Here is a 26,722-nt window from a genome sequence, read left to right on the forward strand (position 1 = left end):
AAAAGTCAGCTGCGCACGCGAGGAGCAAAAATCCAAGGCCGGTTAAAGTTGCGGCGATGAAACTCGGTCGGCGGTGGATGTTCACCATCATGGCCGTGGTCGTCGCGGTGGTGGCGTTTGCGTTGTCGCAGTTCGGTGTGTTCGGCCCGTCGGCCGAGGACTGCCGTCCGGTCAAAGACATGCTGGAGTTCAACCGTTCCCAAGGCGAGCAGATCGCGGCCAAGTCCGGTGACTCCGAGGGGATCCCGACCGTGGCCGAGGAGGGCGCGTATCAGGCCTGGGCGGACGGCCTTGCCGAGCGCGCACAGAGTGTGCACGATCCCGACCTCGCGACGGATGCCACCCAGTTGGCCAGCCTGTCCAGCGAGTTCGTCAGCAAGTTCGGTGTCCTGCGCGAGCAGTCGCAGTCCCGAGCGCCCGGAGCGCCCGCGCCGGCGGAGGCCTATCAGATGGAGGCCCTCAACAGCCAGATCACCGAGACGCTTGCCAAGCTCTCCGACGCCTGCCCTACCTGAGGGGCGGTCAGAATCGAAGCGGCGTACCCCAGTCGCCCCCGAAGGCGACGTCCTCGAGCGGCAGGCGGCTCCGGCCCTGCGCGTCGCGCTCGACAATCTCGGGCGGCGCGTTGTCGTAGTCGCCGAGCGAGCCCACCGCAACGACTGCGACGGGACGCACGCCCGCCGGAATCCGGAACAGCTCGCAGGCTCCGTCGGCGTCGAACCCGGCCATGGGGTGAGCGACAAGGCCGCGCGACACCGCCTCGATGGTGAGCTGCGCGATCGCGGCGCCCGCGTCGACCGCCGCGTAGCGGGCGATGCGCTCGTCCTCGCCTTCGTCGATACACACCATGATCAGTGCGCCCGCGGCATGCGAGTATCGGTTGCCGCGCTTCAGAAGCTCGGTGATTTCGCCGAAGGTGTCGTCGCCGCGCAACCCGACGATGAACCGGACGGGCTGCCGGTGCCCCCATGTCGCGGCCCACCGCGCAGCCTCGAGGACGGCGACCAGCGCCTCGGTGTCCAGCACCGCATCGGGGTCGAACATCCGCGGGCTCCACCGTGCGGCGATGACGGGATGGATCGGCACCCGGGTGTCGGCGGGCTTCTTGGCTGGGTTGTGGCCCACAGCCGTGACGCTACCGGCGGACTAAATGAGGTGCGCCAACCCCTTATCCTTGGTGGGATCTCTTCCGAAACCCGAAAGGTCTGACAGTGGCGCTCGTCGTGCAGAAGTACGGCGGATCATCGGTTTCTGACGCCGAACGGATCCGTCGCGTCGCCGAGCGCATCGTCGAGACCAAAAAGCAGGGCAACGACGTCGTCGTGGTGGTTTCGGCCATGGGTGACACCACCGATGACCTGCTCGACCTGGCCAGGCAGGTCTGCCCGGCCCCGCCCGCGCGTGAAATGGACATGCTGCTCACCGCTGGCGAGCGCATCTCGAATGCGCTGGTCGCGATGGCCATCGAGTCGCTCGGCGCGCAGGCCCGGTCCTTCACCGGGTCGCAGGCGGGCGTGATCACCACGGGAACCCACGGCAACGCCAAGATCATCGACGTCACCCCCGGCAGGCTGCGCTCGGCACTGGACGAGGGGCTGATCGTGCTCGTCGCCGGCTTCCAGGGCGTCAGCCAGGACAGCAAGGACGTCACCACGCTGGGCCGGGGCGGCTCGGACACCACGGCAGTCGCGCTGGCCGCCGCGCTCAAGGCGGACGTCTGCGAGATCTACACCGACGTGGACGGCATCTTCACCGCCGACCCGCGCATCGTTCCGAACGCGCGGCACCTGGACACCGTGTCCTTCGAGGAGATGCTCGAGATGGCGGCGGCCGGGGCGAAGGTGCTCATGCTGCGCTGCGTCGAATACGCCCGCCGGTACGACGTTCCGATTCACGTTCGGTCGTCCTACACCGACAAGCCCGGCACGGTAGTCAAAGGATCGATGGAGGACATCCCGATGGAAGACGCCATCCTCACCGGAGTCGCGCACGACCGCAGCGAGGCCAAGGTCACCGTGGTCGGCGTGCCCGACGTTCCCGGCTACGCGGCGAAGGTCTTCCGCGCCGTCGCCGACGCCGACGTGAACATCGACATGGTGCTGCAGAACATCTCCAAGGTGGAGGACGGCAAGACCGACATCACCTTCACCTGCTCACGCGACAGCGGGCCCGGTGCGGTGGAGAAGCTCACCGCGCTGCAGGGCGAGATCGGCTTCAGCAGGGTGCTCTACGACGACCACATCGGCAAGGTGTCGTTGATCGGTGCGGGCATGCGCAGCCACCCCGGCGTCACCGCCACATTCTGCGAGGCGCTGGCCGGGGTCGGAGTGAACATCGACCTGATCTCCACCTCCGAGATCAGGATCTCGGTGCTCGTCAAGGACACCGAACTGGACAAGGCCGTTTCGGCGTTGCACGAGGCGTTCAACCTCGGCGGCGACGAGGAGGCCGTGGTGTACGCGGGTACGGGACGTTAGGCCGGAGACGGGACGGATCATGGTCAACATCGGTGTAGTCGGCGCGACCGGGCAGGTCGGCCAGGTGATGCGAACACTGCTCGACGAGCGCGATTTCCCCGCGACGTCGGTGCGGTTCTTCGCCTCCGCCCGCTCGCAGGGCAAGAAGCTGGAATTCCGCGGGCAGCAGATCGAGGTCGAGGACGCCGAGACCGCCGACCCCAGCGGTCTGGACATCGCGTTGTTCTCCGCGGGCGCGACGATGTCGCGTGTGCAGGCACCGCGGTTCGCCGCCGCGGGCGCGATCGTCATCGACAACTCGTCGGCATTTCGCAAGGACCCCGATGTGCCGCTTGTCGTCAGCGAGGTGAACTTCGACCGGGATGTCGCCGAGCGCGCTCGATCCCTCAAGAAGGGCATCATCGCCAACCCGAACTGCACCACGATGGCCGCGATGCCGGTGTTGAAGCCGCTGCACGACGAGGCTCAGCTGGTCCGCATGATCGCGTCGACGTACCAAGCGGTCTCCGGCAGCGGATTGGCCGGCGTCCAGGAACTTTTCGAGCAGGCCCGCGCCGTCGTCGACGACAGCGAGAAGCTGGTGCACGACGGTGGCGCGCTGGAGTTCCCGCCGCCGGCCAAGTACGTCGCACCGATCGCGTTCAACGTCGTCCCGCTGGCCGGATCGCTCGTCGACGACGACTCCGGTGAGACCGACGAGGATCAGAAGCTGCGCAATGAGAGCCGCAAGATCCTCGGCATCCCTGACCTGTTGGTGAGCGGCACCTGTGTGCGGGTACCGGTGTACACCGGCCACTCGTTGTCGATCAACGCCGAGTTCGCCGAGCCGCTGTCCCCCGAACGGGCGCGAGAGATCCTCGGCGGCGCCGCAGGCGTGAAGCTGGTGGATGTGCCGACGCCGCTGGCGGCGGCCGGTGTCGACGAATCGCTCGTCGGTCGGATCCGCCGGGATGAAGGTGTGCCCGAGGGTCGAGGCCTTGCACTGTTCGTGTCCGGCGATAACCTGCGAAAAGGCGCTGCGCTGAACACAATTCAGATAGCCGAGCTGCTGGCTACCGAGTTGTGAGTCCCGTTCGCCGAAACTCACGTTTGGGCGGAAGAGTTCGAGTTGTTCTCGCCATTACGTCGATTTCGGCGCTCGCCATACCCGTAGCGCACGCCGACCCGCCGTCGCCGATCCCGGAGCCTGTGCTGCCGCCGCTCGCGTCGGGTCAGGTGCTGCGCATCGGGCCGACCGCGGGAACGGGTACGCCGACAAGCGATTACGGCATCGGCGCCACCGACTTGTGCGAGTTCATGGAGTTCCCCAGCGGCATCCTGCAGGTGTGCGGAGACAGCTTCGCTGGGCAGGGCGTCGGCTTCGGCGGCTGGTACTCGCCGATCGCGCTGCACGTGGAAACGGACTCGATCGATGATCCCAGCGGGGTGCGATACGACGGCGTCACCGGCACCGACAAACCTCTGCTGGCGGACCGAACGCAACCGGGGGAATCGCAGCTGCCTGCTGGCGTCGTGCAGATCAACCGCGAGAACTACATGATGGTGACGACCGCCAAGGATCTGCGTCCGCAGTCGTCTCGACTGGTGAAAGCCGACCCCGCGCAAGGAAATTGGCCGACGCTACCCGGTTCGCGGCGTGACGCCGGATTCGAGGGCGGCAGGCAGAGCCAGATCAGCGGCTACTACGACCCGATCCCGACGGCGGACTCGCCCACCGGCTGGGTATACATCGTGGCCAACAACTTCGACCGCACCGGACCCGTCGTCCTCTACCGCGCGAAGCGGGAGACATTCACCGACCGAACGAGCTGGCAGGGCTGGTCGTTGGCCGGCTGGAACAAACCCTCGACTCCGCTGTGGCCGGACAGGGTCGGTGAGATGAGCATTCGCCAGATCGACGGCAAGACCGTGCTGTCGTATTTCAACGCCAGCAACGGGAACATGGAGGTGCGGGTCGCTGACAACCCCACCGCCCTTGGCGCCGCGCCGGTCACCACCGTCGTGTTCGCGAGCGAATGGCCGACTCCCGCAGAGGAGTTGCCGCCGCCCGAAGTCAACCGGCTTGCTCAGCCTTACGGCGGCTATATCTCGCCGGGATCCACGCTGGACGAGGTGCGCGTCTTCATCAGCCAGTGGAACACCCTGCCGCGCGCCCAGTCGCCCTACCGCGTCATCCAATTCGCGGTGAATCCATTGAAGCCATGGTCGGACTGAGGGCGGGCAGGCGCTTGCCGCCTCATTCACAGCTGATTCATATGTAAATCAAAACGGCCGCATCACAAATGGTTGCATGCTCGAAACCATGAGCGAACAATCAACCACACCTGAACCGGCGACGGCACCCGTCGCAACCACCGCGCCGCCGCAATCCGCCTACGTCGAACGCGAACCGCGCCGCTCGAGGCTCACCGCGGTCGCCGCATGGGTCGGCATCGTCGCAGGCGTCGTCTTCGTCGTCGCGGTCATCTTCTTCAGCGGCTTCATCCTCGGTGCGCATTCCGGTGGCCACCGCGGTCACGAAGGCGGCGGCGGTCGCGACTTCGCCATGACCCACCGCGGCGGACCGCCGCCGATGTTCGAAATGGGCCCGATGGGGCCGCCTCGGTTCGAGCGGCCACCCTTCGGCCCGGGTGGGCCAGGGGGACCCGGCTCGCAGCAGGAGCAACCCCCGTCGCCACCGACGTCCGCACCTGCCCGCCCCTGACGGAGGTTTCGTATCAGGCCGTCAGGGGGGACACTCGACGAAGCGCAGCCCGCTTCACCACTTCATCGAGGAGATGACACCTGATGGCCGAAAAGTTCACGACGACCGACGCCGGTGCACCGGCGCCGAGCGTGGAACACTCGCTGACCGTAGGGCCCGATGGCCCGATCCTGTTGCAGGATCACTACCTCATCGAGCAGATGGCCAACTTCAACCGGGAGCGGATTCCGGAACGTCAGCCTCACGCGAAGGGCGGCGGCGCGTTCGGCCAATTCGAGGTGACCCAGGACGTCAGTAGGTACACCCGGGCCGCCTTCCTGCAGCCCGGGGCCAAGACCGAGATGGTGGCCAGGTTCTCGACGGTCGCCGGCGAGCGCGGCAGCCCAGACACGTGGCGGGACCCGCGCGGCTTCGCGCTGAAGTTCTACACCAGCGAAGGCAACTTCGACATGGTCGGCAACAACACCCCGGTGTTCTTCGTCCGCGACCCGATGAAGTTCCAGAACTTCATTCGGAGCCAGAAACGGATGGCCGCCAACAACCTTCGCGACCACCACATGCAGTGGGACTTCTGGACGCTGTCACCTGAGTCGGCGCACCAGGTGACCTGGCTGATGGGTGATCGCGGCATCCCCAAGACATGGCGCCAGATGAACGGCTACTCCAGCCACACCTACAGCTGGCTCAACGCCGACGGCGAACTGTTCTGGGTGAAATACCATTTCAAGACCGACCAGGGCGTCGACTTCCTGACCCAGGAGGACGCCGATCGACTTGCGGGTGAGGACGGCGACTACCACCAGCGTGACCTGTTCACCTCGATCGAAGAGGGCAACTTCCCCAGCTGGACGCTGCACGTGCAGATCATGCCGTTCGAGGACGCCAAGACGTACCGGTACAACCCGTTCGACCTGACCAAGGTCTGGCCGCACGGCGACTACCCGCTGCATGAGGTCGGCAAGATGACGCTGAACCGCAACGTCGAGGACTACCACGCCCAGATCGAACAGGCCGCGTTCGAGCCGAACAACATCGTGCCGGGCACCGGCCTGTCCCCGGACAAGATGCTGCTGGCGCGCGGGTTCTCCTACTCCGACGCGCACCGCGCCCGGCTCGGGGTGAACTACAAGCAGATCCCGGTCAACGAGCCGCACGTCGAGGTGAACGCCTACTCCAAGGACGGGGCGATGCGGATCCGCCACGCCACCGATCCGGTGTACACGCCGAATTCCATGGGCGGCCCCGAGGTGGACGCCAAGCGGGCCGCCGAGGTGCATTGGGCATCCGACGGCGACATGGTCCGCACGGCCTACGCTCTGCGCCAGGATGACGACGACTGGGGCCAGGCGGGCACGATGGTGCGCGAGGTGCTCGACGACGACGCGCGGGACCGGTTGGCGCACAACATCATCGGTCATGTTTCCGACGGTGTGCGTGAACCCGTGCTCTCTCGGGTTTTCGAGTACTGGCGCAATGTCGATCCAGATCTCGCCAAGTTGGTGGAGGAAGGCGTTCGCGCTAACGGCGACTAGGTCACCGGGCGTCTTGCCGTCTTGCGGCGGACTGGCATGATCGAGCCCATGAGCATCGAAGTCGTTTTCACCGCAGAGTCAACCGCAACCGGGGGTGGCCGCGACGGCCACGTGAAGTCGACGACCGGCAGGATCGACCTGGATACCCGTCCGCCGAAGGAGATGGGCGGCAACGGCGAGGGCAGCAACCCCGAAGAGTTGTTCTCCGCCGGCTACGCCGCCTGCTTCCTCGGTGCACTGCGCCTGGTGGCACGCAACGAGAAGGTCGACATCGACGACGCCTCCGGAATCACCGCCCAGGTCGGTTTCGGCAAGGACTCCGAGGGCGGCTTCGGCATCAACGCTCACCTGATCGGCTACCTGCCAGGGCTCGAGCAGAGTGCCGCAGAGGAATTGATGGAGAAGGCGCACGGCGTGTGTCCCTATTCCAAGGCCACCCACGGCAACATCGACGTCAAGCTGTCGGCGAAGGTCTAGCCCGTGATGCCCCGGCGGCCGCGCCGCGGCCGGGGGAGAGTCCTGGCCGCCCTGCTCGGCGTCGGCCTGGCGCTCGGTTTGGCGGTCGCCGCGCCCGCCGGCGCCCGGCCATCCGATCCCGGCGTGGTGAACTACGCCGTGCTGGCGAAGGGGTCGGTCGGCAACATCGTCGGTGCTCCGATCCGGTTCGAGTCGACGTTCACCGATCCGTTCCAGTCGTTCTGGGTCGACAACCCGGCCTGCAACAACTGGGCCGATATCGGCCTTCCCGATGTGTATGCCGATCCCGACCTGGCGTCGTTCAACGGGGCGTCGGCGCAGGAGTCGGCGACCGATATGACGCACTTCGTCAAGCAGGCCGTCGGTGTGTTCGCCACCAACGACGCCGCAAACCGGGCCTTCCACCGTGTCGTCGACCGGACCGTCGGCTGCTCGGGCCAGACCACGCCGATGCATCTGGACAACGGCAGCACACAGGTGTGGTCGTTCACCGCCGGAGCGGCATCGGCCACCGACTCCGACTGGGTCAAACAGGAAGCGGACACCGACCGGCGCTGCTTCACCACGACACGGCTGCGGGAGAACGTTCTGCTACAGGCGAAAGTGTGCCAACCGGGCAACGGCGGACCTGCTGTGAACGTCCTGGCAGGCGCGATGCAGAACACACTGGGGCAGTAGCGACCGCCCTCTTGGGTGCCCGTCATCGGCCCGTCATGCGTAAATCGCGGGACTTTGTCAGTTTGATCTGGAAGATGGATGAAGGCGTCGCGTCCGAGACCCCGGAGGGATGGTTGGTATGACCAACACCATCGCGTCCGACCTGGGCGCAACACATCCAGACCCAGCCCCTGACACCGAACTGACCAGCGCGAACACCGCCGCGGCCGAAATTACTGCCAACTGTCTGATCGATGGCCCCGTCGGTCGAGTGGGCTTGGAGATCGAAGCGCACTGCTTCGACATCGCCGATCCACTGCGCCGGCCCGGCTGGGACGAGCTGACCGAGGTCGTCGCGGGCGTTGCCGCTCTTCCCGGCGGGAGCCTGATCACCCTCGAGCCCGGCGGCGCGGTGGAACTGTCCGGACCGCCGATGGACGGTGTGCTGCCCGCGATCCAGGCCATGGCCGACGACCGAGAGGTACTGCGGACTGCGTTCGCTGATGCGGGGTTCGGCCTCGTCCTGCTCGGCGCGGACCCGCTACGGCCCGCGAAACGCGTCAACCCAGGCGATCGCTATCGCGCGATGGAAGAGTTCTTCGCCGCCAGCCAGAGTGGTACTGCCGCGGCGGCGATGATGACATCGACGGCCTCGGTGCAGGTGAACTTGGAGGCGGGACCGCAGGCGGGGTGGGCCCGCCGCATTCACCTGGCTCACGCGCTCGGCCCGACAATGGTGGCGATCGCCGCCAATTCGCCGCTGCTCAGCGGTGAATTCACCGGTTGGTGCAGCTCGCGGCAGTGGGTGTGGAGCCAGCTCGATTCGGCACGGTGCGGGCCAATCCTCGGTCTCACCGGCGAAGATCCGGCAAGCGACTGGGCGCGCTACGCGTTGAAGGCACCCGTGATGCTCGTGCATCCCACCCCGGAGGAGGACGCCGTGCCAATGGCCGACTGGGTGCCGTTCGCGGAATGGGCCGATGGGCGCGTGCTTCTCGGTGACCGCCGACCGACAGTCGCCGACCTCGACTATCACCTCACGACGCTGTTCCCGCCGGTCAGGCCCAGGGGATTCCTGGAAATCCGTTACCTCGACAGCGTGCCTGACTCACTGTGGCCGGCGATGGTCTTCTCCCTCACCACGCTGCTCGACGACCCGGTCGCCGCCGATATCGCCGCCGAGGCCACCGAACCCGTCGCGACGGCATGGGATCGGGCCGCCCAGATCGGCCTTGGTGACCGGCGCCTGCACGAGGCCGCCGCGCGCTGCGTGCAGGCCGCTGCCGAGCGGGCCCCCGCCGAACTCGAGGAATCGATGCAGCAGCTGGTGCGTTCGGTCGAACAAGGACGCTGTCCGGCCGACGACTTCTCCGACCGGGTGGTGAGGAACGGGATCGCGGCCGCGGTCACCGAAGTGGCACAAGGGGAGCAGTGACCTCACGCGAAATGCTGGCCCACCGGCTGACCAAGGCGCGCGAGCGCACACTGCGGCTCGTCGAGTTCGACGACGCCGAACTGCACCGGCAGTACGACCCGTTGATGAGCCCGCTGCTGTGGGACCTTGCCCACATTGGATGGCAGGAAGAGCTGTGGCTGCTGCGCGGCAATGATCCGCACCGGCCGGGCATGCTGACGCCCGACGTCGAACGCCTCTACGACGCGTTCGAGAACTCTCGGGCCAGCCGGGTGGATCTGCCGCTGCTGCCGCCGTCCGATGCGCGGGCGTTCTGCGCGACGGTGCGCAACAAGGCGCTCGACACCCTCGACGCGCTGACCGACGACGACATCGAGGCCGATTTCAACTTCGGGCTGGTGATCAGCCACGAGAATCAGCACGACGAAACGATGCTGCAGGCGCTGAATCTGCGGACGGGTCCCGCGCTGCTGGACCACGGCGCCGCGCTTCCGGCCGGTCGGCCGGATGTGGCGGGCACATCGGTACTGGTGCCCGGCGGCCCGTTCGTCCTCGGCGTCGACGCGGTGACCGAGCCGCACTCGCTGGACAACGAGCGCCCCGCCCACGTCGTCGATGTGCCGGCCTTCCGCATCGGCCGGGTACCGGTGACCAACGCCGAATGGCGGCAGTTCGTCGACGACGGCGGATACCGGCAGCCGCAATGGTGGTCGCAGCGAGGTTGGTCCCATTGCGAGCAGGCGGGGTTGACGACGCCGCAGTTCTGGAACGCCGACGGCACCCGGACCCGGTTCGGCCACGTCGAGGACATTCCCGCCGACGAGCCCGTCGCGCACATCACCTACTTCGAAGCGGAGGCATTCGCGGCTTGGAGCGGAGCGCGGCTCCCCACCGAGATCGAGTGGGAGAAGGCGTGCGCGTGGGATCCGGACGCCGGCGCGCGGCGCCGATTCCCTTGGGGCGCATCCGAACCCACCAGTGCGCTCGCCAACCTCGGCGGCGACGCGCAGCGCCCCGCTCCGGTCGGTGCGTATCCGGCAGGCGCATCGGCATACGGCGCCGAGCAGATGCTCGGTGACGTGTGGGAGTGGACGTCATCTCCACTGCGGCCGTGGCCTGGGTTCACACCCATGCTCTACGAGCACTACAGCCAGCCGTTCTTCGACGGCGACTACAAGGTGCTGCGCGGCGGTTCATGGGCGGTCGCGGGCGACATCCTGCGGCCCAGCTTCCGCAACTGGGACCACCCGATCCGCAGGCAGATCTTCAGCGGTCTGCGATTGGCTTGGGACGTCTGATGTGTCGCCACCTCGGTTGGCTGGGTGAACCGCGTTCAGTGGCATCGCTCGTGCTTGATCCCCCGTATGGGCTACTGGTGCAGTCGTATTCGCCGCGCCGGCAGAAGCATGGGCTGATGAACGCTGACGGCTGGGGCATCGGGTTCTTCGACGAGGACGATGAGCCACGACGCTGGCGCAGCGCCGCTCCGCTGTGGGGTGATGCCTCTTTCGCGTCGGTGGCGCCCGCACTGCGTAGCGGCTGCCTAGTGGCAGCGGTGCGCTCGGCGAGTGTCGGGATGCCCATCGAGGCGTCGGCGTCGGCGCCGTTCACGGACGGGCGCTGGCTGTTGTCACACAACGGGCTGGTGGATCGCGCCGTGCTGCCCGCGTCCGCGGTGGCCGAATCGACCAACGACAGCGCGCTGCTGGCCGCGCTGATCTTCGAACGCGGCCTCGATGTGCTGGGCGACACGATCGTCGAGGTCGCGACGACCGATCCCAACGCACGGCTGAACATTCTGGCGGGCAACGGATCTGAATTGCGCGCCACCACATGGGGTGACACCTTGTTCATGCGCAGGGATGCCGACGGTGTGGTGTTGGCGAGCGAACCAATCGACGACGACGAGGACTGGCAGGAAATTCCCGACCGTCACCTCGTCACGGTCACAGACTCTCGCGTGGAACTTGCCGCGCTGAAAGGATCGGCATGACGGTGTCGCTGTCGAACCATCTCGCCGCGGACTCCGCGGCAGTCGCGCTGCGCTGCGATGTTTACAACGGGCTCACGCAGACACCGAAGACGTTGCCGCCCAAGTGGTTCTACGACTCGGTCGGCAGTGACCTTTTCGATCAGATCACCAGGCTGCCGGAGTACTACCCGACAAGGACCGAGGCGCAGATCCTTCGCGATCATTCGGCGGAGATCGCCGCGGCGTCCGGCGCGGACACCCTGGTAGAGCTCGGCAGCGGCACCTCGGAGAAAACCAGGCTCCTGCTGCGCGCACTGCGTGACACCGGATCACTGCGCCGTTTCATCCCGTTCGACGTCGACGCCGGAATGCTGCAGACAGCCAGTTCGGCCATCCTCGACGAGTACCCGGGCATCGAGATCGATGCCGTATGCGGTGATTTCGAGGAGCACCTCGGCAAGATCCCTCGCGTCGGCAGGCGGCTCGTGGTATTCCTCGGGTCTACGATCGGCAACCTGACCTCGGGGCCGCGCGCCGAGTTCCTTTCGGCGCTGTCCGACACCCTCGTCGAGGGCGACACCCTGCTGCTGGGCACCGACCTGGTCAAGGATCCCGGCCGTCTGATCCGCGCCTACGACGACAGCGCTGGTGTGACGGCGCGGTTCAATCGCAATGTGCTTGCGGTGGTCAACCGCGAGCTCGATGCCGACTTCGACCTGGAAGCGTTCGACCATGTGGCCAACTGGAACGCCGACGAAGAGCGCATCGAGATGTGGCTGCGGGCATGCTCTGCGCAACGGGTGCGCGTGGCGGCACTGGATCTGACCGTCGACTTCGCGGCGGGCGAGCAGATGCTCACCGAGGTGTCGTGCAAGTTCCGCCAGCAAGGCGTTGTGGATGAGTTGGCCGCCGCGGGCCTGAAGCGCAGCCACTGGTGGACCGACCCGGCGGAAGACTTCGGGCTGTCGCTGTCCACCAAATGATCGACATCGCGGACCGGTGGCGCGCGGCCCGGCCGAAGGTGGCGGGCCTGCACCTCGATAGCGGCGCGTGCTCGCGGCAGAGCCTGGCCGTCATCGACGCCGCCGCCCAGCATGCAAGGCACGAGGCTGAGGTGGGCGGCTATGTCGCGGCGGCGGCCGCCACACCCGCGCTGGACGCAGGACGTTCGGCTATCGGGGCGCTGACCGGGATGGCGGCCTCAGACGTGGTCTTCACCACCGGTTCCAACCACGCCCTCGACCTGTTGTTGAGCAGCTGGACGGGGCCGCGCACCGTGGCCTGCCTGCCCGGCGAGTACGGCCCTAACCTCGCGCTGTTCGTGGCGAACGGCTTCGACGTGCGGGTCCTTCCGGTCGACGGAACCGGCCGTCTGGTGATCGACGACGCCGCGACAGTCCTCGCCGTCAATCCGCCCGGGTTGGTGCACCTGACCCCGCTGGCCAGCCACCGTGGAATCGTCCAGCCGGCCCGCGAACTCGCCGAGGTGTGCCACGGCCTCGGCCTGCCGCTGGTGATCGACGCCGCGCAGGCTTTCGGGCACATCGACTGTGTGGTCGGCGCCGACGCCGTTTATTCGTCGTCGCGCAAGTGGATCGCGGGTCCGCGCGGGGTGGGCACGCTCGCGATCAAACCCGCACTGGCAGACCGTCTTCGGCCTCGGTTACCGCCGCCGGAGTGGAACCTGCCGTTCACGGTGATGGAGAGCCTCGAGCACGGGGAGGCCAACCTCGCTGCCCGCGTTGGGTTTTCGGTTGCGCTCGGAGAGAACCTCGCGGTGGGCCCGGAGAGCATCCGTGCGAGACTGTCCGAGCTCGGGCGGATGACCAGGACCACCCTGGCGGACCTCGATGGGTGGCGGGTCGTCGAGGCGGTCGATGAGCCGACGGCGATCACTACGCTGCAGGCGACCACGGGGACGGACCCGCAGAGCGTTCGGGGCTGGCTGATCGCCGAACGCGGGATCGTCACCACCTACGCAGAGGTGCAGCGCGCGCCGTTCGAGATGGCCATACCGGTGCTGCGGGTGTCGCCACATGTCGACACCACCGCAGACGACCTGGATGTATTCGCCGAAGCCCTGGTAGCTGCGACCGCGCAGGTGTGACACAGCCCACTTCTGGTTATTCCACAGCCACCATACGAAGGGGCTGACCATGACCGAGCACGTCGATGCCGAGCGAAACAAGCCGCCGAAGCAGAAGCGCGACCGCACCCACTGGCTCTACATCATGGTGATCATCGGCGTCGTCGCCGGCATCATCGTCGGTCTGGTCTCGCCGGACCTCGGCAAATCACTCGGCGTGCTCGGCGAGCTGTTCGTCAAGCTGATCAAGATGATGATCATCCCGGTCATCTTCTGCACGGTGGTGATCGGCATCGGCAAGCTCAAGGCGACCGCGGTCGGCAAGGTCGGCGGCCTCGCGCTGGCCTACTTCCTGGCGATGTCGACGGTCGCGCTGGCCATCGGACTGGTCGTCGGCAACCTGATCAGCCCGGGAACGGGTCTCAACATCCCCGCAGATCCGAGCAAGGGCGCAGAACTGGCGGGCAAAGCCGCGTCCGAGGGCGGCCCGATGGAGTTCTTCTCCGACATCATCCCCACGACGCTGTTCTCCTCGCTGACCGAAGGCAATGTGCTGCAGGGCCTTTTCGTGGCGTTACTCGTCGGGTTCGCCATTCAAACGATGGGGGGCGCAGGCGTGCCGCTGCTTCGCGGCGTAGAACTGCTGCAGAAGCTGGTGTTCCGCATCCTGATCGGTGTGCTGTGGGTCGCGCCCATCGGCGCATTCGGTGCGATCGCAGAGGTGGTCGGTGCCACCGGGTTCGACGCGGTGATCCAGCTCGCGGTGCTGATGCTGGCGTTCTACCTCACCTGTGTCATCTTCGTGTTCGGTGTGCTCGGCGCGCTGCTGTGGATGGTCACCAAGGTGTCGATCTTCAAGCTGGTGCGGTATCTGGCCCGCGAATACCTGTTGATCGTCGCGACCTCGTCATCTGAGTCGGCGCTGCCGCGACTGATCGCCAAGATGGAGCACGCGGGTGTCGAACCCGCCACCGTCGGAATCGTTGTGCCGACCGGCTATTCGTTCAACCTGGATGGCACCGCGATCTACCTGACGATGGCGTCGCTGTTCATCGCCGACGCGATGGGCACCCCCATGTCGATACCGGAGCAGTTGGGCCTGCTCGCCTTCATGATCATCGCGTCCAAGGGCGCCGCCGGGGTGAGCGGTGCGGGACTTGCGACACTGGCCGCAGGCCTGCAGAGCCATCGCCCCGACCTGCTCGACGGCGTCGGGATCATCGTCGGCATCGACAGGTTCATGTCCGAGGCCCGCGCGGTGACGAACTTCTCCGGCAACGCGGTGGCCACCCTGTTGGTCGGAACGTGGACGAGTTCGGTCGACAGCGACCGGGTGAAGAACGTACTCGACGGCGACATCCCCTTCGACGAACGGACCATGATCGACGACGATGACGACGAAAAGCCGACGGGGGACAAAGCGACCGCGACGGCCGCCGCTCCCTAGCGCCGCACCACCAGGGTCGCCGTGTAGTCCTCCAGCGCGACGCCGTTGTCGGGCGTGCGAGGGTAGGGCTCAAGGGATTTCAACTCGACTGTGAATCCGTCGACATCGGCGGTCCGCACGTTTTGACCTGGCGCCGGGTTGGTGCTGAAATCCACGATTGTCGCTGCGCGTCCGGCAGGCTCGACCGCGACCGCGATGCGGGCCTGCCCCGTCCAGAAGCACTCGACCTCGGTAGGGCATCGGGAGTCTTCGAGCACAGCGGTGAAGCGCACACGGAGGTTCTCGCCGGCAATCGTCGCCTCCTGCCCACCACTGAGCGGAAACTGTTGACCCAGCGCGAAGTCGACGGGATCGGCCTCGGCTTTCCGGCTGGCCTGACAGGCCGTCATCGCGAGGGTAAGAACCGCCACGATGAACCACCTCGACGCGGTCTTCATCCGCCGATCTCCCAGGTGTGCACCGGCTCGTTGCTGTGCATCAGATCGCAGTACAGCCGCAGCATCTCGGCCAGCGCCTCAGGCCGGGCCATGCCGCGCTCCTGAAGCGCCCGCACCGTCTCCACCTGCCAGACCGACCCGTTGCGACCGGTTTTCGCGCGGCCCTCGATGACACCGAGATACCGGTCGGAGACGTCGTTGGACACGCCCCAGCTGCGAAGGCCCTCTCGGGCCATCGGCAGCAACTGACGCAAAACCAATTCGTCCGGCGTCACCTCGCCGAGGCCGGGCCAGTACAGCCGGGCGTCCATACCGTGCTGGGCGGCTTCGAGGAAGTTCTGATGTGCCGCAGCGAAACTCATCTTCGTCCACAATGGCCGGTCCTCTTCCGACAGGCTGCGCAGGATGCCGTAGTAGAAGGCCGAGTTGGCCATCATGTCGACGACCGTCGGTCCTGCGGGCAGCACACGATTCTCGACGCGCAGATGGGGTCGACCGTCCACGACGTCATACACCGGCCTGTTCCACCGGTAGATCGTCCCGTTGTGCAGCCGCAGTTCCGGGAGTGTCGGCGTGCGTCCGTCGGCCAGGATGGCGACCGGGTCCTCGCCGGACAGCTCGGGCAACAACGAGGGGAAATAGCGGACGTTCTCCTCGAACAGATCGAAGATCGACGTGATCCAGCGTTCACCGAACCAGACGCGCGGTCGCACGCCCTGGGCCTTGAGCTCGTCGGGGCGGGTGTCGGTGGCCTGGGCGAACAGCTCGATCCGCGTCTCCGACCACAGCTGATGGCCGAAGAAGTACGGCGAGTTGGCGCCAAGCGCCAACTGCGGGCCCGCGATCACCTGCGCCGCGTTCCAATTCTTCGCGAAGTCCTCCGGGGACACCTGCAGGTGCAGTTGCATGCTCGTGCAAGCGGATTCGGGCGCGATGGACGCGGCCTGCAGGCTGAGTCGTTCGGGACCCGCGATGTCGATCTGGATGTCCTCTCCGCGGGCGTAGAAGATCGAATCGTTGAGGGCCTGGTAGCGGGTGGACTCGCTCATCCAGTCACCGGTCAGGTGTTCAGGCATCAGCGTAGGCAGGATGCCGATCATCACGATGTGCGAGCCGCTCGCACTCGCCTTCGACTCGGCCGCGTTGAGGCTGGCGCGCACCTCGGATTCCAGCTCCAGTGCCGCCCGTCCCGGCAGCGGCCGAGGCGGAACGTTGAATTCGATGTTGTAGGCGCCCAATTCCGTTTGGTACGCCGGATCCGCGATAGAGGTCAGCACTTCGGAATTGCTCATCGCGGGTTGGTAGCCGGCGTCGACGAGGTTGCATTCGATTTCCATGCCGGTCAACGGGCGCTCGAACTCGAAGCTGGACCGGGTCAGCATCGTCTCGAACACGTCAAGGCATAACTGGACCTTGCGTCGATATTCGCGGCGGTGCGCGCGACTGAAGTCGGTCTGCTTCACTTCTTCGCCCACAAGGCGATGCAACAGGCTCAATGACGCAGGCGCAAGGAAATCGTGCATAAATCGCCGTTTGGCGGGTAGCCCCCGGCGATGGAAGTCACCGTTACCTTCATCGGCAACGCCACCACGCTGATCTCCGGTGGAGGCGTCACCCTTCTCACCGACCCCAATTTCCTGCATCGGGGTCAGCACGCCTATCTCGGCTACGGTCTGGTGTCCAAACGCCTGCGGGAACCGGCGATCGACATCGACGAGCTGCCGCCGCTGGAAGCCGTGGTGCTGTCGCATATGCACGGCGACCACTGGGACCGGCGGGCCACCACCGAACTCGACCACGAGTTGCCGGTGCTCACCACTCCCGATGCCGCAAAGCGCCTCGCGCACCGGGGATTCGGATCCGCGTTGGGGCTCTCGACATGGCAGACCCACAACATCGTCAAGGGCGACACGGTGGTGAATGTGACGTCCCTGCCCGGCAGGCACGCTCCCGCACCGATCCACCGCATGCTGCCGCCGGTGATGGGCAGCATGCTGGAGTTCACATCCGGCGGGCAGACCCGACGGCTGTACGTCTCCGGAGACACGCTGCTGGTCGAGGAACTCAACGAAATCCCGGTGCGATTCGAAGCGATCGATGTCGGCATCCTTCACCTGGGCGGCACGCGGTTGCCCGCGGGCCGGCGGTTGCCCTTCGGTCTCACCGTGACCATGGACGCCACGCAGGGCGCCGCCGCCGTCGAGGCGCTCAACCTGCCCAGGATGATCCCTGTGCACTTCGACGACTACGGCGTTTTCGCGTCGCCCCTTTCGGACTTCGTCGCCGAGATGAAGCAGCGCGGAATCGCCGACCGGATCATCGAACTGGGGCGGGGGGCATCGGTGAGCATCTGACGGACTTCACCGATGGCAGTACCTTCGGAACTGTCGCAGTTCATCGACTGGGGAGTCTGAAATGACTGAATCCGAGCCCACCACCGCGCCGCAGGCACCGGCCGCTCCACCGCCGGCCGCTCCACCGCCACTAGGCCCGCCGCCGCACCATGTCGGCTGGGCGGTCGCCGCCGTGCTGTTTTTCTGGCCGCTGTCGTTTTCGGCGTTCACCCATGCGTTCAACGTCTATCCGCTGTGGGCCGCCGGCAATTACGCGGGCGCTCAGTACGCGTCGGACCGGGCGCGCCGACTCGGCCAGCTCTCGCTGTGGATAGCGGGCGGGCTACTGCTGCTGTTCATCATCTTCTACGCGATTTTTCTGATCGTGCTGATCTCGCACGGCGGCGATTGGGGCCACCACCGCCGCTACACGGACTGAGGAGTCCTGCTCGCCACCGCCACTTGGGCGCTGATCAGGCCGCCGCGCAGCTCGATGTCGATCGACGGGTCGGCGTGTGCCGCGAGTGCGCGAAGGGCCGACGGACTGTAGGTGCGCAGCGAGCTGATCACGCCGTCGTGCACCATCGGGATCCACGGCGCAAGTGGCAGCATCGTCGCCAGCCGGAGAAGGTGCAACGGCCAGGGCGGCCGCGGCAGGTCGATGATCAGCAGCTTGTCGGCCACCCGGGTGCCCTCGGCGATCACCTCCGATGCCAGCGACGGCCGCAGATGGTGAAATGCCAGCACGAACACCGCCAGGTCGAAATGGCGATCGGCGACGTCGATCGCCGTCGCGTCCATCTCGCGCACCGTCGCGCGCGGATGGTCGCCGAGCTCCCCTCCGGCCATCGCGCGCACCGACGGCAGCTCGACGTCGGTGACCGTCACCTGGGCGGTGGGATGCCATTCGAGCAGCTTTCGCGACAGGGCGCCGTGGCCCGCACCGAGCTCGAGAATCCTGGGATCGGGCACGTCAGCCACTTCGTCGAGCGCGATCCTGGCGAACTTCTCGTTCTGGCCGAACGCCTCACCGGTCCACTCGAGCGCCCGGATCACGCTGCGCTTCTTCGACTCGTCGACGTCCTCGCGGTCGAGGTACTCCAGGCGATCGGTCTGAAGTAGCCGGTCGATGCACGAGGCGCCGGGCCCGCCCCGTGGCATGCGGTCAATGTCGACGATCTCGGTTGCCATGTAGTCCATGATGGACTGCTGGATAGCTCATGAGGGGAGCGGGAGTTGGCAGAGTTCGTCGCGGCGATCGACCAGGGCACCACCAGCACCCGTTGCATGATCTTCGACCACGACGGCGCCGAGGTGGGACGCCATCAGCTCGAACACGAACAGATCCTGCCGAAGGCGGGCTGGGTCGAGCACAACCCGGTCGAGATCACCGAACGCACCGCGTCGGTGATGACATCGGCGTTGAACAAGACGAAGCTGTCCGCCAATGACATTGCCGCACTGGGCATTACCAACCAGCGCGAGACGTCGCTGGTGTGGAACAAGAACACCGGCCGGCCGTACTACAACGCGATCGTCTGGCAGGACACCCGCACCGACCGCATCGCGTCGGCACTCGACCGTGACGGCCGAGGCGATGTCATCAGGCAAAAGGCCGGTCTGCCGCCTGCCACGTACTTCGCGGGCGGCAAGGTGGCCTGGATCCTGGAAAACGTCGACGGCGTGCGGGCCGACGCCGAAAAGGGCGACGCGATCTTCGGCACCGCCGACTCGTGGGTGCTGTGGAACCTGACCGGCGGACCCCGGGGCGGTGTGCACGTCACCGATGTCACCAACGCCAGTCGGACCATGCTGATGAACCTCGAGACGCTCGACTGGGACGACGAACTGCTGTCGTTCTTCGACATCCCCCGGCAGATGCTGCCCGAGATCAAACCGTCGTCATATCCCGAGTCCTACGGCGTCACCCGCGACGACGGCCCGCTCGGCGGGGAGGTCCCGCTGACCGGCATCGTCGGCGACCAGCAGGCCGCCATGGTCGGCCAGGTGTGCCTTGCCGCGGGCGAGGCGAAGAACACCTATGGCACCGGAAACTTCCTGCTGCTCAACACCGGCGAGAAGATCGTCCGCTCGGAAAACGGTCTGCTGACGACGGTCTGCTATCAGTTCGGGGACGCCAAACCGGTTTACGCCCTTGAGGGTTCGATCGCCGTCACCGGCTCGGCCGTTCAGTGGCTGCGCGACCAGTTGGGCATCATCAGCGGCGCGGCGCAGAGCGAATCACTGGCACGGCAAGTTGAGGACAACGGTGGGGTGTACTTCGTGCCCGCCTTCTCGGGGTTGTTCGCGCCGTACTGGCGTTCGGATGCGCGCGGCGCGATAGTCGGACTCTCGCGGTTCAACACCAACGCCCATGTGGCCCGCGCGACGCTGGAGGCGATCTGCTATCAGAGCCGCGACGTCGTCGATGCGATGGAGGCCGACTCCGGTGTGCACATGGAATTGCTGAAGGTCGACGGTGGCATCACCGCCAACGACCTGTGCATGCAGATCCAGGCGGACGTACTCGGGGTCGATGTGGTCAAGCCCGTGGTCGCCGAGACGACGGCGTTGGGCGCGGCCTATGCCGCAGGCCTTGCCGTCGGCTTCTGGGAGGACCCCGAGGATTTGCGGTCCAACTGGCAGGAGGGCAAGCGCTGGACTCCGAACTGGAGCGAGGACCAGCGCAACGCCGGCTACGCGGGCTGGAAGAAAGCCGTCGAGCGCACGCTGAACTGGGTCGACGTCGAGTGATTTCGGCGCGCTAATCGACGCTGAGCGCACGTCAGCGCGCCGAAATCCCAACTAAGCGGCGGCGTCGTCGAGCTGTGTGCGGGTTTCGTCGTCGAGCTCGATGTCGGCGACGGCGGTGTTTTCCTCGAGGTGCCGCACCGATGATGTGCCGGGAATGAGCAGCACATTGGGGGCGACCGAGAGCGTCCAGGCGAGCGCGATCTGCGCCGGGGTGTGACCCGTCTGCTCTGCCGTCCGCCGGATGACGGGGTTGCCGAGGACGGGGTTGTCGGCGGTGAATGCGGAGCCGAGCGGGAAGAACGGGACGAACGCGATGTCGTGTTCGATGCAGGCGTCGAGCACCGGCGCAGAAGTGCGGTCGGCGAGGTTGTACGCATTTTGCACGCAGACAATCTCGGTGCGCTCCAACGCGATCTGCAAATGCTCAAGGGCGATGCTGCTCAACCCGATTCCGCCAACGAGCCCTTCGTCTCGCGCCTTGATCATCGCGTCGAGCTGACGGTCGAACAGCTCACGGTCGACTGCGGCGGGCGCATTCGGATCACTGGCTTCGTCGTGCACGCGGAGGTTGACTGCGGCAAGCCGGTCGGTGCCGAGGGTCTGTAGGTTCTCCTCGATGCTGGCGCGCAGCTCGTCGGGCTCTTGGGCTGGAAGCCAGCCGCCCGCATCGTCGCGGCGCGCACCGACCTTGCTGACCAGGGCCAGGTCGGCGGGGTAGGGGTGCAGGGCCTCGCGGATCAGCTCGTTGGACACCTTGGGCCCGTAGAACTGCGCGGTGTCGATGTGGTTGATGCCCAGCTCAATCGCTCGGCGCAGTACGGCGATCGCTTCGTCGTGGTCACGCGGCGGGCCCAGCACGCCCGGTCCTGGCAGCTGCATCGCGCCGTAACCGACGCGGCCGACATGGAAGGAGCCCAGCGGGAAGGTTTGCATACTCAATGCGTACACCAGTCCCGCAGGGCTTATTCCGACCGGATGTGGCTACTCGGTTTCGCCGAGGATGTTGTACACCTCGCGGCGGGCGTTGTTGACGATGTCGACGATGCGCGCCTGTTGCTGCTCGGTTGCGGTGTGCGCGGACTGCGCCACCGCACCCATCAGCTGGCTCAGCGCGGTGTGCAGCGTGACCTGGCCGGGATCGACGTCGCCGGCGATTTCTTCCCACGGCGGAGTCTCGACCTTCTCGGCCGCTGCGCGACCGTCGTCGGTCAGCTCGAAAAGCCGCTTGCTGCCTTCGCTTTCGGTACCCACGATGAGGCCCTCGTCGACGAGCAGCTGCAGCGTCGGGTAGACCGAGCCTGGGCTGGGACGCCACAGGCCGCCGCTGCGTTCGGAGATCTCCTGGATCATCTCGTATCCGTGCATTGCGCGATCGGCAAGCAGAGTCAGGATGGCCGCGCGGACATCGCCGCGCTTTCCGCGTCGGCCTCCGCCGCGACGGCCGCGCGGGCCGCCGAATCCGAAGCCGCCGCGGGGATCGAAGCCGCCGCGGCCGGGCCCGAACCCGCCGAAGCCGGCCTGGAAGCCGGGGCCGAAGGGGCCGCCGTGCCGTTCTGTGCCGTGCTCCCGGATGTGTTCCCGGAATTCACGACGGGCAGCTCGCCGCTGCTCGTGTAGCGCACGACGCTGTTCGGGGTCGAACCCGAAGCCGAATCCACCAGGTGGTGGTGTGAATGGGTGGTTCATGTGGAAAGTCCTTAACTGTTGCCAGGAAGCACGCTGTGCGCTTCCGATAGGTCAACGATATATCGGAACCTATCGTGATGCAACGCCGAGCGGGCATGACCGCCGTCACAGGATCACGTCACCAGGCCCGTGGGTGATCAATAAAAGGGGATTGAAATAGTCGACTCCGCCGACGGGGCACAGACCACTGCCTGCGCTCGTCTTCACCGGAGCGGGGAACGCACAGACTGCGACGACGCCCGATACGGCCAGTGACGTCGTGGGTGCACCGTCGAAATCCAGTCAACGGGAGCCAGCGTGGTCGCGACCCCGGTTGGGTCGCTCTCACAGGTAGTAGCAGCGGCGCACGTTTCGCCTCACAGTTTTGTCAGCGGCGGCGACCGCCGGCCGCGACCGCGACGTCGACGGACAGGAACTCGCCGATCACATGGGCCGCGGGCCAGTTGTCATCTCGAACCGCCCGCGCAAGGTCTTCGACCAACGGACTGCGCACGCCGAACTCCGCCAACCAGGCGGACACCGTGGTTGCGATCTCGTTTGATCTCACGTCCACGGAGCGCCCTCGCCGTAGGCGATGGCTAATCCGGTAGATCGGATCGGTGCGGACAAGCGGTCGGTGCATAACCGGTATTCGGCGACCTCGGCGCGATGGATGGGAACTACGTCGTGCGACGCTTGTCGAGCTCGCCGATCGCCCAACGCGCCCACTGGCCTTCCATTGCGCCGAGGCGTAGGCCGTACTCAAGCGCGGCACGGCCGAAGAACAGGCGCTCGCCGTCGGACCAATCAATGGAGTCACTGAGGGCCTTTAATCGCTTCACCTCGGAGTCGGCATGCTCGGCTACCGCGACCATGTGCCTACGGGCTTGCTCGGGTTCGATCTCGCCGAGCAGGAACACGCGCAGAAGAGACGCGTCCCGAAACGGCGGATCGTCCTCCGGGCTCATCACCCAGCGCTGCAACTCGGCACGCCCCGCCCGCGTGATGCGGTATTCCTTGCGTCCGCGGGGCCCGATGTCGGCCACCTCGATGAGCCCGGAATCGGCGAGCTTGTTGAGTTCGCCGTAGAGCTGGCTCTGGGTCGCGGGCCACACATTGGCCATCGACTTCTCGAACGTCTTCAGCAGGTCGTACCCGCTGCCGGGTTGTTGGGCCAACAATCCAAGCGCCGCCATCCGCAGACTCACGCGGCGATCGTACCTCCACTCTTGACATGTCACTAATGACATGTCAGATTAGGCGTGTCCGACGACAGGAGACTTGAATGACCGAGACCGCTTCGAACGCGTCAGCCATCTTCGGCACCGACGACTTCTTCCAGCGCGACAACTACGCGCCGGTCGCCGACGAGCTCACCGAGTTCGATCTCACCGTCGAAGGCGCCATCCCTACCGAACTCGACGGCTGGTACCTGCGCAACGGGCCCAACCCACGGGTTGCGACCGGACACTGGTTCAGCGGCGACGGAATGATCCACGGCATCCGAGTCGAGGGTGGGCGGGCGGCCTGGTACCGCAACCGGTGGGTTCGCACCGAGAGCTTCGAGAAGAGCTTCCCGCTCTACAACGCCGACGGCACCCGCAACCTGCACGCGAGCGTCGCGAACACCCACGTCGTCAACCATGCCGGCAAGACGCTTGCGCTCGTCGAATCATCGTTGCCGTACGAAATCACCAACGAGCTGGAAACGTTGGGCGCCTACGACTTTGGCGGCAAGCTGGCTGACTCGATGACAGCGCACCCCAAGATCTGCCCGACGACCGGCGAGCTGCACTTCTTCGGCTACGGCAGCATCTTCGCGCCGCACGTCACCTATCACCGCGCCGATGCCAACGGCGAACTGACCGTCAACCGCCCCCTGGATGTTCCGGCGCTGACGATGATGCACGACTTCGCGCTGACGGCGGGACATGTCATCTTCATGGATCTTCCGATCGTGTTCGATCTCGACATCGCGATGACGGGCAAGCGTGACATGCCCTACCGCTGGGACGACAACTACGGCGCCCGCCTCGGGGTGCTGCGACGGGACGATCCGTTCGGTGAGGTGGCATGGTTCGACATCGATCCGTGCTACGTATTCCACGTCGCCAACGCCTACGATGACGGCAATTCGATTGTGCTACAGGCCATCCGATATCCGGAGTTGTGGCGCGACACCAGTGGTTTCGAGACCGACGGTGTGCTGTGGAGTTGGACGATCGACCTCGGCACCGGCAAGGTTGCCGAGCGCCAGCTGGACGACCGGCCCGTCGAGTTCCCACGCATCGACGACCGACTGGCCGGACTGCCCGCCCGCTACGCGGTTTCGGTCGGCGAGACCGAGTTGGTGCGCTACGACCTCGATACCGGCAGTGCCGTCGAGCACCGGTTCGGCACCGAGCAGGCACCAGGCAGGCCGGGGGAGGCGGTGTTCGTCCCGTCGACCACCGGCCCCGCAGGCGAAGGCAATGGCTGGTATCTGGGCTACGTCTACGATTCCGCTCGCGATGGCAGCGATCTGGTGATCATCGACGCGTCCGACTTCGCAGGCGATCCGGTCGCCAGAATCAAGCTGCCGCACCGGGTTCCGTTCGGCTTCCACGGAAATTGGATATCTGCCTAGTTAGATCGGGTTTTTGCCGCTTCCGTCCGCAGTGCGTCCGCAGTAAACCGAGCGCGAGGTCCAGGAGCTCGCCGGCCGCCTTCCGTGTGCGGTCGCTCGCATCGCGCCACAGGTGCGAGTACGTTCCTGAGGGTTTGCGCTGCCGGACTGTGCCCAAGTGCCCGTTGCACAGTGACAACGCCGCAACCCGAAGCGATCAAGCCGGACGCAAAGAAGTGACGGGCATCGTGCACCCGATTACAGGTTTTGGACGCGCCTATTCTTTCTTAGTAGCGTGGCAGTGGCCGCTCTGAGTGCAAACGATCTTGGCGTCGTCAGTAGGCACAGGGTCGCCGATGACGTTTCTGCATTGACCGTCGATTTTTACTTGACCTTCGATCTCGCAGAAGTGGGCGTCGGCGATGGGTGCGCCGATCATTGCGGATACCGCAAACCCTGTTCCGACCGCGGCCAAGAGTGCAGTGATGGTTCGTGATGTTGGGCGCATATCACGGCTCTTTATGCTGTTGGAGAGTGGCGTATTAGCGGCTAGACCTTGTGCCATAAGGTTTCCCCCTGCCCCTTCGGGTTTCCTTCCGACGAGCTGCCGGTTATCTCATTATCGGCTGTGAGCTGGCGCAAAGCGTAGGTACCGTGCTACTTCACTTTCCCCCGAACGGAGCCCGCAACTGGACAGGTAGATCGGCCCGACACCTGTGGGGAGCGTGGCCGGCCGAACAGTAGGTCAGACGGCTACGACTGCGATTCGGTTTCCCTGCGACCACCGATCAGCCTCGTCGGCTGCCATCACGAGATGGTCGGCGAGCTTCCTAAATGCTTCCGCGCTGAGAGTGATGCCGGAATCCGTCGTTCCTTCGGCCCCGCGGAGCTGGGCGGAGATGCTAGGGCTCTTAAAGACGGGATCGGTTGTGCCGTCATCAATCGTGCCGTCGTCGTGCTGGATACCGTGAGCGTAGACACCGACGATTGGCTCCCCGTATCGGTGTTCTGTGGGTGATTCGCGGATTTCGCCTTCAAAGCTCCGATAGTGCCGTCGCCGTCGTTGGGCTGCCAATCTTCAGAACTGACGGCGCCGCCAGGAAGCGGCACATCGTGCGGTGTGGTGGTGGTTGTGGTTGTCATGGCCTGAACTCTCTCGATAGTTATGACAACCCGGAGCGCTATTACACGTTTATTGCACGAGCAGATTCGTTGGCCTTACTAATGCCTCTGAATGCGATAATGCTGGTGCGTAATACTGGGATGAACCTGTCTCAAAGCAGACTCTCGCTAGGGCGACGACCGTTTCCTGCGACTCAATGAGTGCACGAGCTTGCCAACCATCGCCGACGGATGCCAAAGTCCGCCCGGTCTCCTACGCAGTCAGCTTCACAGACGGCGTTGCTCGTCCGACGCGGATGATGGCGTCGCCCGGGTGATGCTCGCGGTGCGTCTCCGCCGCGTCGGCAATGCTACCTGCGATCACGACGCGCAAGGTGTCAAGCTCGCCTGCGCGGCTGATAACGGTGTAGTGATCGTGAATTGGATTCGTGGCTGTCATTCTCATGTTTCCTTCGATGGATGAAGCGGTGATGAATACGGTCATGACGGTATTGGTGTTCGGCGCTTGGCGTGTCCGCTGATCAGCCCTTTCTGCGGGGGAGGAAAAGCTCCACCGATTGGGGGACAAGGCGTTACGGTTCCAGACGGTCGATGCCTGGCTCGACGCGGCCGAGAAGGTGGCCGAAAGGGTTAATACGCCATCGTCACAGCGCAAAGTTAGCGGGGTGATCTGCTAGGTCCGACGCTGCTCCGGCCCGCCGACCAAGGAGCAAGAGGGCCAACGGCGGTTATCTGACCCGTGATTGCATTAACAACAGCCAAGGGTGTATCGCTCACACACTTTTTCGGCCACCGAGGTCGTGCCGCCCTAAGGAACTCGGCCCGTCACCGGGGAGTGGTGACGGGCCGAAAAATCATTCAGACGGCGGCGGAACCGCGTCGGTTCCCGTCTGCAGTGCGTCCGCAGCAGCACCGCGAACGCTCATTCGCTACCAACACAGTCAACACACCTGCGCTGCATTGACTTAATATCTTAATAACAGTCAACGTTGCTAACCGTGCCGGAGGCAGTTCCACGGGAACTGGATCGGCGCCTAGCT

Annotated in this window: 27 protein-coding genes; 18 read left to right on the forward strand and 9 right to left on the reverse strand. The window is 65.7% G+C overall.

Translation table 11 applies throughout. From position 1 onward, the window contains the following. Positions 1 to 56: 56 nt before the first annotated feature. Complete coding sequence (locus QOJ24_RS27745) at positions 57 to 515, forward strand: hypothetical protein (RefSeq protein WP_526266903.1); 459 nt, start codon at positions 57 to 59, stop codon at positions 513 to 515. A 7-nt stretch (positions 516 to 522) separates the two neighbouring features. On the opposite strand, the gene QOJ24_RS27750 is transcribed toward QOJ24_RS27745, so the two are convergent. Beyond that, positions 523 to 1,125, reverse strand: a complete 603-nt coding sequence (locus QOJ24_RS27750; protein WP_526266904.1) for a nitroreductase family protein — start codon at positions 1,123 to 1,125, stop codon at positions 523 to 525. Between the two features lie 86 nt (positions 1,126 to 1,211). Between QOJ24_RS27750 and QOJ24_RS27755 the strand changes: the two genes are divergently transcribed. The 13 genes from QOJ24_RS27755 to QOJ24_RS27815 all read left to right on the forward strand — a co-directional run bounded on the left by QOJ24_RS27755 (position 1,212) and on the right by QOJ24_RS27815 (position 14,766). Then, entirely contained in the window at positions 1,212 to 2,477 is a 1,266-nt protein-coding gene (locus tag QOJ24_RS27755; RefSeq protein ID WP_526266906.1) for an aspartate kinase, read from the forward strand. Positions 2,478 to 2,496: 19 nt separating this feature from the next. Beyond that, on the forward strand, positions 2,497 to 3,543 hold the full coding sequence (locus tag QOJ24_RS27760) for an aspartate-semialdehyde dehydrogenase (RefSeq protein ID WP_526266908.1): 1,047 nt from the start codon (positions 2,497 to 2,499) through the stop codon (positions 3,541 to 3,543). Positions 3,544 to 3,596: 53 nt separating this feature from the next. Beyond that, on the forward strand, positions 3,597 to 4,691 hold the full coding sequence (locus QOJ24_RS27765) for a DUF4185 domain-containing protein (RefSeq protein ID WP_526266955.1): 1,095 nt from the start codon (positions 3,597 to 3,599) through the stop codon (positions 4,689 to 4,691). 88 nt (positions 4,692 to 4,779) lie between these two features. Beyond that, positions 4,780 to 5,181 carry a hypothetical protein gene (locus QOJ24_RS27770; protein ID WP_526266910.1) on the forward strand — a complete coding sequence of 134 codons (402 nt, stop codon included), beginning with the start codon at positions 4,780 to 4,782 and terminating at the stop codon, positions 5,179 to 5,181. 83 nt (positions 5,182 to 5,264) lie between these two features. Next, the gene (locus QOJ24_RS27775) at positions 5,265 to 6,713 is read left to right on the forward strand and encodes a catalase (protein WP_526266912.1); all 1,449 of its coding nucleotides are present in this window, start codon (positions 5,265 to 5,267) and stop codon (positions 6,711 to 6,713) included. Positions 6,714 to 6,761: 48 nt separating this feature from the next. Then, entirely contained in the window at positions 6,762 to 7,190 is a 429-nt protein-coding gene (locus QOJ24_RS27780; RefSeq protein ID WP_526266914.1) for an organic hydroperoxide resistance protein, read from the forward strand. Between the two features lie 6 nt (positions 7,191 to 7,196). Beyond that, on the forward strand, positions 7,197 to 7,868 hold the full coding sequence (locus QOJ24_RS27785) for a sensor domain-containing protein (protein WP_526266957.1): 672 nt from the start codon (positions 7,197 to 7,199) through the stop codon (positions 7,866 to 7,868). A 118-nt stretch (positions 7,869 to 7,986) separates the two neighbouring features. After that, positions 7,987 to 9,282 (forward strand): ergothioneine biosynthesis glutamate--cysteine ligase EgtA, encoded by a 1,296-nt coding sequence (gene egtA, locus QOJ24_RS27790; protein ID WP_526266915.1) that lies wholly within the window; start codon positions 7,987 to 7,989, stop codon positions 9,280 to 9,282. Next, a complete protein-coding gene (gene egtB / locus QOJ24_RS27795) occupies positions 9,279 to 10,559 on the forward strand; it encodes an ergothioneine biosynthesis protein EgtB (protein ID WP_526266916.1) in 1,281 nt (426 codons plus the stop codon). The genes egtA and egtB overlap by 4 nt, the downstream gene beginning before the upstream one ends. Beyond that, on the forward strand, positions 10,559 to 11,254 hold the full coding sequence (gene egtC, locus QOJ24_RS27800; protein WP_526266918.1) for an ergothioneine biosynthesis protein EgtC: 696 nt from the start codon (positions 10,559 to 10,561) through the stop codon (positions 11,252 to 11,254). The genes egtB and egtC overlap by 1 nt, the downstream gene beginning before the upstream one ends. Next, entirely contained in the window at positions 11,251 to 12,216 is a 966-nt protein-coding gene (gene egtD, locus QOJ24_RS27805) for an L-histidine N(alpha)-methyltransferase (RefSeq protein WP_526266920.1), read from the forward strand. Before egtC ends, egtD begins: the two co-directional genes overlap by 4 nt. Continuing rightward, positions 12,216 to 13,340 carry an ergothioneine biosynthesis PLP-dependent enzyme EgtE gene (egtE, locus tag QOJ24_RS27810; protein ID WP_526266959.1) on the forward strand — a complete coding sequence of 375 codons (1,125 nt, stop codon included), beginning with the start codon at positions 12,216 to 12,218 and terminating at the stop codon, positions 13,338 to 13,340. The genes egtD and egtE overlap by 1 nt, the downstream gene beginning before the upstream one ends. 49 nt (positions 13,341 to 13,389) lie before the next feature. Further along, positions 13,390 to 14,766, forward strand: a complete 1,377-nt coding sequence (locus QOJ24_RS27815; protein WP_526266922.1) for a dicarboxylate/amino acid:cation symporter — start codon at positions 13,390 to 13,392, stop codon at positions 14,764 to 14,766. Here the strand turns inward: QOJ24_RS27815 and QOJ24_RS27820 are convergent. Then, positions 14,763 to 15,176 carry a hypothetical protein gene (locus tag QOJ24_RS27820; RefSeq protein ID WP_526266924.1) on the reverse strand — a complete coding sequence of 138 codons (414 nt, stop codon included), beginning with the start codon at positions 15,174 to 15,176 and terminating at the stop codon, positions 14,763 to 14,765. The genes QOJ24_RS27815 and QOJ24_RS27820 overlap by 4 nt on opposite strands. 23 nt (positions 15,177 to 15,199) lie before the next feature. After that, a complete protein-coding gene (locus QOJ24_RS27825) occupies positions 15,200 to 16,678 on the reverse strand; it encodes a glutamate-cysteine ligase family protein (protein ID WP_526266926.1) in 1,479 nt (492 codons plus the stop codon). 78 nt (positions 16,679 to 16,756) lie between these two features. Here QOJ24_RS27825 and QOJ24_RS27830 point away from each other — a divergent pair, with 78 nt between their 5' ends. Together QOJ24_RS27830 and QOJ24_RS27835 are read left to right on the forward strand one after the other, a co-directional pair. Continuing rightward, positions 16,757 to 17,557 carry an MBL fold metallo-hydrolase gene (locus tag QOJ24_RS27830; protein ID WP_526266928.1) on the forward strand — a complete coding sequence of 267 codons (801 nt, stop codon included), beginning with the start codon at positions 16,757 to 16,759 and terminating at the stop codon, positions 17,555 to 17,557. 61 nt (positions 17,558 to 17,618) lie between these two features. Beyond that, positions 17,619 to 17,975, forward strand: coding sequence for a CD225/dispanin family protein (locus QOJ24_RS27835; RefSeq protein ID WP_526266930.1), 357 nt, complete (start codon positions 17,619 to 17,621; stop codon positions 17,973 to 17,975). Here QOJ24_RS27835 and QOJ24_RS27840 read toward each other — a convergent pair. After that, positions 17,963 to 18,736, reverse strand: coding sequence for a class I SAM-dependent methyltransferase (locus tag QOJ24_RS27840; protein WP_526266932.1), 774 nt, complete (start codon positions 18,734 to 18,736; stop codon positions 17,963 to 17,965). The genes QOJ24_RS27835 and QOJ24_RS27840 overlap by 13 nt on opposite strands. Positions 18,737 to 18,772: 36 nt before the next feature. On the opposite strand from QOJ24_RS27840, the gene glpK reads away from it, so the two are divergent. After that, positions 18,773 to 20,290, forward strand: a complete 1,518-nt coding sequence (gene glpK / locus QOJ24_RS27845) for a glycerol kinase GlpK (protein ID WP_526266934.1) — start codon at positions 18,773 to 18,775, stop codon at positions 20,288 to 20,290. 51 nt (positions 20,291 to 20,341) lie between these two features. On the opposite strand, the gene QOJ24_RS27850 is transcribed toward glpK, so the two are convergent. The 4 genes from QOJ24_RS27850 to QOJ24_RS27865 all read right to left on the reverse strand — a co-directional run bounded on the left by QOJ24_RS27850 (position 20,342) and on the right by QOJ24_RS27865 (position 23,163). Beyond that, the gene (locus tag QOJ24_RS27850; protein ID WP_526266935.1) at positions 20,342 to 21,223 is read right to left on the reverse strand and encodes an aldo/keto reductase; all 882 of its coding nucleotides are present in this window, start codon (positions 21,221 to 21,223) and stop codon (positions 20,342 to 20,344) included. Between the two features lie 48 nt (positions 21,224 to 21,271). Continuing rightward, positions 21,272 to 21,976 carry a PadR family transcriptional regulator gene (locus QOJ24_RS27855; protein WP_526266937.1) on the reverse strand — a complete coding sequence of 235 codons (705 nt, stop codon included), beginning with the start codon at positions 21,974 to 21,976 and terminating at the stop codon, positions 21,272 to 21,274. Positions 21,977 to 22,343: 367 nt separating this feature from the next. After that, positions 22,344 to 22,598, reverse strand: coding sequence for an Rv2628 protein family (locus QOJ24_RS27860; protein WP_526266939.1), 255 nt, complete (start codon positions 22,596 to 22,598; stop codon positions 22,344 to 22,346). A gap of 37 nt (positions 22,599 to 22,635) precedes the next feature. After that, positions 22,636 to 23,163 carry a PadR family transcriptional regulator gene (locus QOJ24_RS27865; protein ID WP_526266940.1) on the reverse strand — a complete coding sequence of 176 codons (528 nt, stop codon included), beginning with the start codon at positions 23,161 to 23,163 and terminating at the stop codon, positions 22,636 to 22,638. A 77-nt stretch (positions 23,164 to 23,240) separates the two neighbouring features. Between QOJ24_RS27865 and QOJ24_RS27870 the strand changes: the two genes are divergently transcribed. Next, positions 23,241 to 24,581 (forward strand): carotenoid oxygenase family protein, encoded by a 1,341-nt coding sequence (locus QOJ24_RS27870; RefSeq protein ID WP_526266942.1) that lies wholly within the window; start codon positions 23,241 to 23,243, stop codon positions 24,579 to 24,581. 1,354 nt (positions 24,582 to 25,935) lie between these two features. Here QOJ24_RS27870 and QOJ24_RS27875 read toward each other — a convergent pair. After that, complete coding sequence (locus QOJ24_RS27875) at positions 25,936 to 26,166, reverse strand: hypothetical protein (RefSeq protein WP_526266943.1); 231 nt, start codon at positions 26,164 to 26,166, stop codon at positions 25,936 to 25,938. Between the last annotated feature and the right edge of the window lie 556 nt (positions 26,167 to 26,722).

The sequence above is a fragment of the Mycobacterium sp. genome (assembly GCF_032159775.1).
Lineage (GTDB): Bacteria > Actinomycetota > Actinomycetes > Mycobacteriales > Mycobacteriaceae > Mycobacterium.

What these genes read in the sequence shown, in the direction of transcription:
- QOJ24_RS27760 (WP_526266908.1), top strand. Translation starts at nt 2,497, where the DNA reads ATGGTCAACATCGGTGTAGTCGGCGCGACCGGGCAGGTCGGCCAGGTG.
- QOJ24_RS27875 (WP_526266943.1), bottom strand. Translation starts at nt 26,166, where the DNA reads ATGACCGTATTCATCACCGCTTCATCCATCGAAGGAAACATGAGAATG.
- QOJ24_RS27850 (WP_526266935.1), bottom strand. Translation starts at nt 21,223, where the DNA reads ATGCAAACCTTCCCGCTGGGCTCCTTCCATGTCGGCCGCGTCGGTTAC.
- QOJ24_RS27785 (WP_526266957.1), top strand. Translation starts at nt 7,197, where the DNA reads ATGCCCCGGCGGCCGCGCCGCGGCCGGGGGAGAGTCCTGGCCGCCCTG.
- QOJ24_RS27860 (WP_526266939.1), bottom strand. Translation starts at nt 22,598, where the DNA reads ATGCACCGACCGCTTGTCCGCACCGATCCGATCTACCGGATTAGCCAT.
- QOJ24_RS27855 (WP_526266937.1), bottom strand. Translation starts at nt 21,976, where the DNA reads ATGAACCACCCATTCACACCACCACCTGGTGGATTCGGCTTCGGGTTC.
- QOJ24_RS27745 (WP_526266903.1), top strand. Translation starts at nt 57, where the DNA reads ATGAAACTCGGTCGGCGGTGGATGTTCACCATCATGGCCGTGGTCGTC.
- QOJ24_RS27840 (WP_526266932.1), bottom strand. Translation starts at nt 18,736, where the DNA reads ATGGACTACATGGCAACCGAGATCGTCGACATTGACCGCATGCCACGG.
- egtD (WP_526266920.1), top strand. Translation starts at nt 11,251, where the DNA reads ATGACGGTGTCGCTGTCGAACCATCTCGCCGCGGACTCCGCGGCAGTC.
- QOJ24_RS27830 (WP_526266928.1), top strand. Translation starts at nt 16,757, where the DNA reads ATGGAAGTCACCGTTACCTTCATCGGCAACGCCACCACGCTGATCTCC.
- QOJ24_RS27780 (WP_526266914.1), top strand. Translation starts at nt 6,762, where the DNA reads ATGAGCATCGAAGTCGTTTTCACCGCAGAGTCAACCGCAACCGGGGGT.
- egtA (WP_526266915.1), top strand. Translation starts at nt 7,987, where the DNA reads ATGACCAACACCATCGCGTCCGACCTGGGCGCAACACATCCAGACCCA.
- QOJ24_RS27870 (WP_526266942.1), top strand. Translation starts at nt 23,241, where the DNA reads ATGACCGAGACCGCTTCGAACGCGTCAGCCATCTTCGGCACCGACGAC.
- QOJ24_RS27815 (WP_526266922.1), top strand. Translation starts at nt 13,390, where the DNA reads ATGACCGAGCACGTCGATGCCGAGCGAAACAAGCCGCCGAAGCAGAAG.
- QOJ24_RS27775 (WP_526266912.1), top strand. Translation starts at nt 5,265, where the DNA reads ATGGCCGAAAAGTTCACGACGACCGACGCCGGTGCACCGGCGCCGAGC.
- QOJ24_RS27770 (WP_526266910.1), top strand. Translation starts at nt 4,780, where the DNA reads ATGAGCGAACAATCAACCACACCTGAACCGGCGACGGCACCCGTCGCA.
- QOJ24_RS27835 (WP_526266930.1), top strand. Translation starts at nt 17,619, where the DNA reads ATGACTGAATCCGAGCCCACCACCGCGCCGCAGGCACCGGCCGCTCCA.
- egtC (WP_526266918.1), top strand. Translation starts at nt 10,559, where the DNA reads ATGTGTCGCCACCTCGGTTGGCTGGGTGAACCGCGTTCAGTGGCATCG.